This window comes from Belnapia sp. (assembly GCF_059504005.1).
Genome location: NZ_JCACHU010000156.1, coordinates 66310 through 73918 on the forward strand (window position 1 = coordinate 66310; position 7609 = coordinate 73918).

Annotated in this window: 8 protein-coding genes and 2 tRNA genes; 7 read left to right on the forward strand and 3 right to left on the reverse strand. The window is 71.1% G+C overall.

What is annotated here, in order from left to right:
* Nucleotides 1-10 precede the first annotated feature (10 nt).
* The 4 genes from AC5JJ1_RS23065 (at nt 11) to AC5JJ1_RS23080 (ending at nt 1575) form a co-directional block, all read left to right on the forward strand.
* Nucleotides 11-1024: an amino acid ABC transporter substrate-binding protein gene (locus AC5JJ1_RS23065; RefSeq protein ID WP_495787457.1), complete on the forward strand. Its 1014-nt coding sequence runs from the start codon at nt 11-13 to the stop codon at nt 1022-1024.
* Nucleotides 1025-1084: 60 nt separating this feature from the next.
* A tRNA-Pro gene (locus AC5JJ1_RS23070) sits at nt 1085-1158 on the forward strand.
* 21 nt (nt 1159-1179) lie between these two features.
* The gene (locus AC5JJ1_RS23075; protein WP_495787458.1) at nt 1180-1491 is read left to right on the forward strand and encodes an ETC complex I subunit; all 312 of its coding nucleotides are present in this window, start codon (nt 1180-1182) and stop codon (nt 1489-1491) included.
* A 7-nt stretch (nt 1492-1498) separates the two neighbouring features.
* A tRNA-Arg gene (locus AC5JJ1_RS23080) sits at nt 1499-1575 on the forward strand.
* 3 nt (nt 1576-1578) lie between these two features.
* Here AC5JJ1_RS23080 and AC5JJ1_RS23085 read toward each other — a convergent pair.
* Both AC5JJ1_RS23085 and AC5JJ1_RS23090 read right to left on the reverse strand, forming a co-directional pair.
* A complete protein-coding gene (locus AC5JJ1_RS23085; protein ID WP_495787459.1) occupies nt 1579-2433 on the reverse strand; it encodes an aldose 1-epimerase family protein in 855 nt (284 codons plus the stop codon).
* Nucleotides 2430-2882, reverse strand: a complete 453-nt coding sequence (locus AC5JJ1_RS23090) for an Lrp/AsnC family transcriptional regulator (protein WP_495787460.1) — start codon at nt 2880-2882, stop codon at nt 2430-2432. Before AC5JJ1_RS23090 ends, AC5JJ1_RS23085 begins: the two co-directional genes overlap by 4 nt.
* Nucleotides 2883-3010: 128 nt before the next feature.
* Here AC5JJ1_RS23090 and AC5JJ1_RS23095 point away from each other — a divergent pair, with 128 nt between their 5' ends.
* Together AC5JJ1_RS23095 and AC5JJ1_RS23100 are read left to right on the forward strand one after the other, a co-directional pair.
* The gene (locus AC5JJ1_RS23095; RefSeq protein ID WP_495787461.1) at nt 3011-4270 is read left to right on the forward strand and encodes a D-amino acid dehydrogenase; all 1260 of its coding nucleotides are present in this window, start codon (nt 3011-3013) and stop codon (nt 4268-4270) included.
* Between the two features lie 47 nt (nt 4271-4317).
* Entirely contained in the window at nt 4318-5328 is a 1011-nt protein-coding gene (locus AC5JJ1_RS23100) for an aldo/keto reductase (RefSeq protein ID WP_495787462.1), read from the forward strand.
* Here the strand turns inward: AC5JJ1_RS23100 and AC5JJ1_RS23105 are convergent.
* On the reverse strand, nt 5325-5984 hold the full coding sequence (locus AC5JJ1_RS23105) for a DsbA family oxidoreductase (RefSeq protein ID WP_495787463.1): 660 nt from the start codon (nt 5982-5984) through the stop codon (nt 5325-5327). The two genes, AC5JJ1_RS23100 and AC5JJ1_RS23105, sit on opposite strands and share 4 nt — an antisense overlap.
* A gap of 134 nt (nt 5985-6118) precedes the next feature.
* Here AC5JJ1_RS23105 and AC5JJ1_RS23110 point away from each other — a divergent pair, with 134 nt between their 5' ends.
* Complete coding sequence (locus AC5JJ1_RS23110; RefSeq protein ID WP_495787464.1) at nt 6119-7489, forward strand: MATE family efflux transporter; 1371 nt, start codon at nt 6119-6121, stop codon at nt 7487-7489.
* Nucleotides 7490-7609 lie beyond the last annotated feature (120 nt).

Sequence of the window (7609 nt, forward strand, 5' to 3'; positions counted from 1 at the left end):
GGCAGGCCCCATGCTGAAACACTTGCTCGCCGGCGCGGCCCTCGCGCTCGGCCTCGCCGGCGCTGCCCAGGCGGGGCAGACCCTCGACGCGGTCAAGGCGCGGGGGATGCTCAACTGCGGCGTCAATGTCGGCATCGCCGGCTTCTCGTTGCCCGACAGCCAGGGCGTCTGGCGCGGGATGGATGCTGACCTGTGCCGCGGTGTCGCCGCCGCCCTCTTCGGCGACCCGGGCAAGGTCCGCTTCGTGCCACTGACCGCGGTGCAGCGCTTCACCGCCCTCCAGTCGGGCGAGATCGACGTGCTGATCCGCCAGACCACGCTGACCATGACGCGCGACACCTCGCTCGGCCTGCGCATGGTCGCTGTCAACCTCTATGACGGCCACGGCTTCATGGTGCGGAAGGATGCCGGCGTCACCGAGTCGAAGGGGATGGACGGGATGACCATCTGCCTCTCGCCCGGCACCACCAACGAGCTGGTGACGACGGACTGGTTCCGCGCCAACAACCTGCGCTTTACCCCGCTGCTGCAGGAGCGGATGCAGGACAATGCGACGGCGCTGCAGTCGGGCCGGTGCGACGCGATCGGCACGGATGCGACGCAGCTCGCGGCGTTGCGCAGCCAGTTCACCAACCCCGGCAACTACGTCATCCTGCCGGAGCGCTTCAGCAAGGAGCCCTACGGGCCGGTGGTGCGGCGGGACGACCAGGAATGGTTCGACGTTATCCGCTGGACGCTCTCGGCGGTGATCCAGGCGGAGGAGCTCGGCGTCACCAGCGCCAACCTCGAGCAGATGAAGGCGAGCCCGAACCCGGAGGTCCGCCGGCTGCTCGGCGTCGACCCGGTGCTCGGCAACGCGCTGAAGCTCGATCCGGCCTGGGCCTATAATGCCATCAAGGCGATCGGCAATTACGGCGAGATCTTCGAGCGCCATCTCGGGCCGAACACGGCGATCGGGCTGGAGCGGGGGCTGAACCGGCTCTGGACCAATGGCGGGCTGATGTATTCTTGGCCGATGCGTTAGCCGCCGCCCGCGCCACGGCGGTTGCCGTGGCGCGGCCGAGGGCCTAGGTTCCGCCCCAGTCGGGGCGTGGCGCAGTCTGGTAGCGCATCTGCTTTGGGAGCAGAGGGTCGGAGGTTCGAATCCTCTCGCCCCGATACCTGCATCGAGGACGCTCCATGACGCAGCTTGCCCGCATTTTCGTGGTTCCCCGCTCCCACATGCAGTCTGGCCGGGGCCGCTCCGTGGGCTGGACCCTGGCCTATGAGCCGGGCGAGCGGCAACACCTCGACCCGCTGATGGGCTGGGCCGGGTCGGGCGACACCAATGCCCAGGTGTCCCTGCATTTCGACAGCAAGGAGGACGCCATCGCCTATGCCGAGGCGAACGGCATCCCCTACGAGGTCGAGGAGCCGACGCCGGTCCGCATCAAGGCCAAGGTCTATGCGGATAACTTCCGCTACGGCCGGCCGGAGAACTGGACGCACTGAGCCTTTTGCGCCCGTAGCTCAGCTGGATAGAGCACGCGCCTTCTAAGCGTGTGGTCGTGGGTTCGAATCCCGCCGGGCGCGCCACCCTCACGCCAGCTCCACCGTCCAGCCGGCGCGGTACTCCCCGCCGGGGGGCAGGGTGACGAGGCCGGGCTTCCCGGCGAACTCGCCGTCCCAGCCGAGCGGGCTGGCGAAGCCCTGCCAGGGCTCGATGCACAGGAAAGCCGCCCCGGGCTTCGACCAGAGGCCAAGATGGGGGAAGCCCGCATAGGCGAAGCGAAGGCCTGGGCCGCCCTCGGCCCGGTAGTCGAGGCTGCGGCTGCGCGGCTGGTCGAGGATCGCCGCATCGGCCTCGAACAGGCCAGGCATGAGGTCGAGGCGGCGGCCTGCGATGGGGCTCGGCCGCGGTTCGGGGAGGAGCAGGCCATCCTTCAGGCGGCGGATGGGGGCGGGCTCGTCCTGTTCGAAGAGCAGGGCATGAGGGCGGCCCTCGGCGCCGGGCAGGGGCCAGCGGAAAGCGGGATGGGCGCCCAGCGAGGCGGGCAGGGGCTCCCTGCCTGGGTTGGCGAGGCGATACTCCACCGAAAGGCGCGGGCCCGCGACGGCGTAATGCAGCTCGAGCGCGAAGGCGAAGGGGTAGGCGGCCCGGGTCTCGTCGTCGTCGGTGAGGCGGAAGGCGCAGCTTTCGGGCGCCTCGGCGATGACGGCAAAGCGCCTGTCTCTGGCGAAGCCGTGCTGGCGCATCGGGTAGCGCCGGCCGGCATGGTTGAGGCCGTCGCCCGAAAGCCGGCCGACGATGGGGAAGAGCACCGGCGCATGCCGCGGCCAGGCCGGGCCGGCATCCCAGAGGAAGTCCCGGCCCGCGGCGTCGCGCAGCCGGCAGAGCTCGGCGCCCTCCGGCTTGACCTCGGCGGTGAGTGCGGCGCTGGCGATGCGGATCATGCGGCCCCCCGAATGACGGTGCGGATGGCGAAGCTGGACTGGATGCGGGCGACGCCCGGCATGCGTGACAGCGCCTCCTTGTGGATGCGCTCGTAATCGGCGGCGTCGCGCGCCTCGACGCGCAGGAGGTAGTCGGCGATGCCGGTCATCAGGTAGCACTCCCGCACCTCGGGGCAGCGGCGCACCGCCTCCTCGAAGCGTTTCAGGTGGTCGTCGGTCTGGCGGTCGAGGGTGATCTGCACGATCACCACCACCCCGTCCCGCGGCGCCGCCTCTTCGATCAGTGCCGTATAGCCGCGGATGATGCCACGGTGCTCGAGCAGCCGCACCCGGCGGAGGCAGGCCGAGGGCGAGAGGCCGACGGCCTCGGCCAGGTCGGCATTGCTCATCCGCCCATCGGCGCGGAGCAGGCGGAGGATGGAGCGGTCGGTCTCGTCCAGGGTCTGCATCGAATTATCTGCGGAATCGCCGCAGATCATGCGCCATTCCGGCTCCGGCCGGCAGTCCCTGCGAGGGTCTGGCGTGAAATTCGCACCCCTTGGCGCCTAGGCTCGATGGCGAAGCAATGGAGGCGGCAATGCGCGTCGTGGTGCTCGGCAGCGGCGTGGTCGGGGTGACCAGCGCCTGGTATCTCTCCCGTGCCGGTCATCAGGTGACGGTGATCGATCGCCAGCCGGCCGCCGGCATGGAGACCAGCTTCGCCAATGCCGGGCAGGTCTCGCCGGGCTATTCGGCCCCCTGGGCCGGGCCGGGCATCCCGGTCAAGGCGCTGAAATGGCTGATGATGCGGCACCGGCCGCTGGTCTTCTGGCCGCAGGCGCGGGGCGGGCTCTATCCCTGGTTGGCGCGCATGCTCGCCAACTGCACCGAGGCCGCCTATGCGACCAACAAGGCGCGCATGGTGCGCCTCGCCGAGTACAGCCGGGACTGCCTGCGGGACCTCCGCGCCGAGACGGGCATCGCTTATGACCAGCGGATGCAGGGCACGCTGCAGCTCTTCCGGACGCAGAAGCAGCTCGACGCCGTGGGCGGCGACACTGCCGTGTTGGATGCCTTCCACGTGCCCTACGAGCTGCTCGATCCCAAGGGCTGCGTCGGCGCCGAGCCGGCGCTCGGCCTGGTCGAGGGGAAATTCGTCGGCGGCCTTCGCCTGCCGGGCGACGAGACCGGCGACGCGCATGTCTTCACCCAGCGGCTCGCCGCCATGGCGGAGGCGGCAGGGGTGGCGTTTCGGCAGGGCGTGACCATCCAGGCGATCGAGAGCGAGGGCGACCGCGTCACCGGCGTCGTCACCGACCGGGGGCGCGTCACGGCGGACGCCTATGTCGTGGCGCTCGGCAGCTATTCGACGGCGCTGCTGCGGCCGCTCGGCGTCTTCGTCCCGGTCTATCCGGTGAAGGGCTATTCGCTGACCCTACCGGTCGCCGAGGAAGCGGCGGCACCGGTCTCCACGGTGATGGACGAGACCTACAAGGTGGCGATCACCCGCCTCGGCGACCGCATCCGGGTCGGCGGGACGGCGGAACTGGCGGGGTTCAACCTCAAGCTGCGCGGGCCGCGGCGGGAGACGCTGGCGCATTCGGTAGGCGACCTGTTCCCGCGGGGCGGCGACCTGGCGCAGGCGAGGTTCTGGACCGGGCTCCGGCCGATGACGCCCGACGGCACGCCTGTGGTCGGGCCGACGCGCTACCGGAACCTCCATCTCAATACCGGGCATGGGACGCTCGGATGGACCATGGCCTGCGGCAGCGGGCGGCTCCTGGCGGACCTCGTCACCGGGCGGATGCCGGAGATCGACTCCGCCGACCTCGCGCTGACGCGCTACGCCGTGGCTTGACGCGCCCGCTGGGGGCAGCCTGACTGGCTGCCTACCGGGAGGCACCCATGGAATACCGCACCCTCGGCCGCAGCGGCCTCCGCGTCAGCCGGCTCTGCCTCGGCACGATGATGTTCGGCGGGCCGACCGATGCCGCCACCAGCGCCCGCCTCATCGCCCGGGCGGCGGAGGCGGGGATCAACTTCCTCGACACGGCGGATGCCTATAATGGCGGCCGGTCGGAGGAGGAGGTGGGGCAGGCCATCGCCGCGCGGCGGCATGACTGGGTGGTGGCGACCAAGATCGCCAACTCGGTCGGGGCGGGGCCGAACGAGGGCGGGCTCTCGCGCAAATGGGTGATGCAGGGGGCGGAGGCCTGCCTCCGGCGCCTCGGCACGGACTTCATCGACATCCTCTACCTCCACAAGGAGGACCATGCGACGCCGCTGGAGACGACGGTGCGGGCCATCGCCGACCTGGTGCGGGCCGGGGCGATCCGGCATTTCGGCGTCTCCAATTACCGCTCCTGGCGCATCGCGGAGATCTGCCGGCTCTGCGACGAAGCCGGCATCGACCGGCCGGTCGTCTCCCAGCCCTACTACAACGCCATGAACCGGCAGCCGGAGGTGGAGCAGCTGCCGGCCGCCGCGCATTACGGCCTCGGCATCTACCCCTATTCCCCGCTGGCGCGCGGGGTGCTGACGGCGAAGTACCGGCCGGGCGCGGAGCCTGAGGCGGGCAGCCGGGCGGCGCGGCAGGACAAGCGGATGCTGGAGACCGAGCTGCGGCCGGAATCGCTCGAGATCGCGCAGGTGATCCGCGAGCATGCGGCGCGAGCCGGCACGACGCCCGTGCATTTCGCCATCGGCTGGGTGCTGAACAACCAGCTCGTCACCGGCACTATCCTTGGGCCGCGGACCGAGGCGCATCTCGAGGATTACCTGGCAGCGCTCGACTACCGCTTCACCGCCGAGGACGAGGCGCTGGTGAACCGGCTGGTGCCGCCCGGGCACCCCTCGACGCCGGGCTACAACGATCCGCAATACCCGATCGAGGGGCGGATCGCGCTGGCCGGCTAGATCTCGACCAGGGCGACGTCGAGCAGGCGCTCCAGCACCTCCGGCTCCTGCGCGCCGGCGATGGCGCTGCGGCCGGCGACCACGAAGCAGGGCACGCCGTTGATGCCCAGCCGATGGGCGCGGAGGTTGTCGGCATGGACGGCCTCGACCTCGGCGACGGTCGCCAGGAAGCGGCGGGCGAGGGGCGCGTCCAGCCCCTGCTGGCCGGCGATGGCGGCGAGCACATGGGCATCGCCGATATCCGCGCCCTCGGTGAAATAGGCCTCGAAGATGGCCTCGACGAGCTGGTCGGCGGCGTTGAACCGGCCCGCCCAGCGCACCAGCCGGTGCGCATCGAGGGAGTGCGGCACGCGGCGGATGCGGTCGAAGCGGAATTCGATGCCCTCGGCCCGGCCGAGATCCGTGATGGTGCCGTGCAGGCGGCGCGCGCGGTCCTCGCCGCCGAATTTCCGCGCGAGGTAGTCCTGCCGCGGCACGCCCTGCGGCGCGAGGTCCGGGTTGAGCAGGAAGGGCCGCCAGAGCAGGTCCGCCGCTACGTCGGGACGGGATCGCAACGTCCGCCGCAGCCGTCGGATGCCGAGGAAGCACCAGGGGCAGACGAGGTCGTAGACGACCTCGACGGGCAGGCGGGCGCGGGGCGGGGCGAGCAGGTTCACCGATGCATCATAGGCCGAACCGGCGCCGCGGGCGAAGCCTCCGTCGGCACGGGCGGGCAGTTGTTGACAGTTTTTGATGGCGAGCCCAATCATCAGGCCTTAGATGGCGGTCGCCATCAATAGGGATGCCCGAGATGAGCGCCACCACCGCCCCCCTTGCCGCGGCGATGAGCCCGCGGACCCGGCTGCTGCTGCATGGCCGGGTCGTGCCGACCCTGCTGCGGCTCGCCTGGCCGAATACGCTGGTGATGCTGGCCCAGGCCTCGGTCGGTCTGATCGAAACCTGGTGGGTCTCGCACCTCGGCACCGATGCGCTGGCCGGCATGGCGCTGGTCTTCCCCGGGTTCATGATGATGCAGATGCTCTCCGGCGGCGCCGTCGGAGGCGGCATCGCCTCCGCGATCGCCCGGGCCCTCGGCGCCGGGCGGCGGGAGGATGCGGATGCGCTGGTGCTGCATGCGCTGGTCATCAACGGGCTGTTGGGCCTGGCCTTCACCGCGTTGCTGCTCGGCTTCGGGCCGGCCCTCTATGCTGCACTGGGCGGCGAGGGCGGCTCGCTGCGGGCGGCACTCGCCTATTCCGACGTGGTCTTCGGCGGCGCTGTGCTGATCTGGCTGAGCAATGCCTTCGCCAGCGTGCTGCGCGGCACTGGCAACATGCTGCTGCCCTCGGTTGCCATCATCCTCGGCGTGGCGGTGCTGGTGCCGCTCTCGCCGCTGCTGATCTACGGCTATGGGCCGGTGCCGGGGCTTGGCATCGCCGGCGGGGGCTGGGCGGTGGTGGCGGGCACGGCGCTTTCCACCGCGATCCTCGGCTGGGCGGTGCTGTCGGGGCGGAGCATTGCCCGGCTGCGGCCGGGGCGGCTGCGCTGGGCCCTTTTCCGCGACATCCTGGGCGTCGGGGCGGTCGCCTCGGTCAGCACCTTGCAGACGACGCTGACCATCGCGCTGACGACGGCGGTGGTGGCACAGGCCGGGGGGCCGGATGCGGTGGCCGGCTACGGCACGGGGACGCGGCTGGAATACCTGCTGATCCCGCTGGTCTTCGGCCTCGGCGCACCGCTGGTGGCGCTGGTGGGCACGAATATCGGGGCGGGGCAGGGGGCGCGGGCGCTGCGCATCGCGCTGACCGGCGGGGCGCTCGCCTTCGTCGCGGCGGAGGCGGTGGGGCTGGCGGCGGCGGCCTGGCCGGAGGCCTGGCTCGGCCTGTTCGGCCATGATCCGCAGATGCTCGAAACGGGGGCGGCCTATCTGCGGACGGTCGGGCCGGCCTATGGGTTCTTCGGGCTCGGCCTGTCGCTCTATTTCGCCTCGCAAGGGGCGGGCAAGCTGAGCTGGCCGTTGCTTGCCGGGCTGATCCGGCTGGTGGTCGCGGTAGGGGGCGGCTGGGTGGCGCTGCAGGCGACCGGCTCGCTCACCTGGGTTTTCGCCGCGCTGGCGGCGGGGCTGGTCGCCTATGGAGTGGTGCTGGTGGCGGTGATCCGGGGCGGGGCCTGGTTCCGGTAGACCGGCGACCGCGCTGCGGAAGCTGGCCTCCGGCGTGCGTCCCGTTCGACCTGACTCGCGGAGCGCGCTCTAGCAGCCTGTCGGGTTTGGGTTTGCTGGCGACGGGTCCGTTGGATTGTG

What these genes read in the sequence shown, in the direction of transcription:
- AC5JJ1_RS23090 (WP_495787460.1), bottom strand. Translation starts at nt 2,882, where the DNA reads ATGCAGACCCTGGACGAGACCGACCGCTCCATCCTCCGCCTGCTCCGC.
- AC5JJ1_RS23075 (WP_495787458.1), top strand. Translation starts at nt 1,180, where the DNA reads ATGACGCAGCTTGCCCGCATTTTCGTGGTTCCCCGCTCCCACATGCAG.
- AC5JJ1_RS23110 (WP_495787464.1), top strand. Translation starts at nt 6,119, where the DNA reads ATGAGCGCCACCACCGCCCCCCTTGCCGCGGCGATGAGCCCGCGGACC.
- AC5JJ1_RS23095 (WP_495787461.1), top strand. Translation starts at nt 3,011, where the DNA reads ATGCGCGTCGTGGTGCTCGGCAGCGGCGTGGTCGGGGTGACCAGCGCC.
- AC5JJ1_RS23100 (WP_495787462.1), top strand. Translation starts at nt 4,318, where the DNA reads ATGGAATACCGCACCCTCGGCCGCAGCGGCCTCCGCGTCAGCCGGCTC.
- AC5JJ1_RS23065 (WP_495787457.1), top strand. Translation starts at nt 11, where the DNA reads ATGCTGAAACACTTGCTCGCCGGCGCGGCCCTCGCGCTCGGCCTCGCC.
- AC5JJ1_RS23085 (WP_495787459.1), bottom strand. Translation starts at nt 2,433, where the DNA reads ATGATCCGCATCGCCAGCGCCGCACTCACCGCCGAGGTCAAGCCGGAG.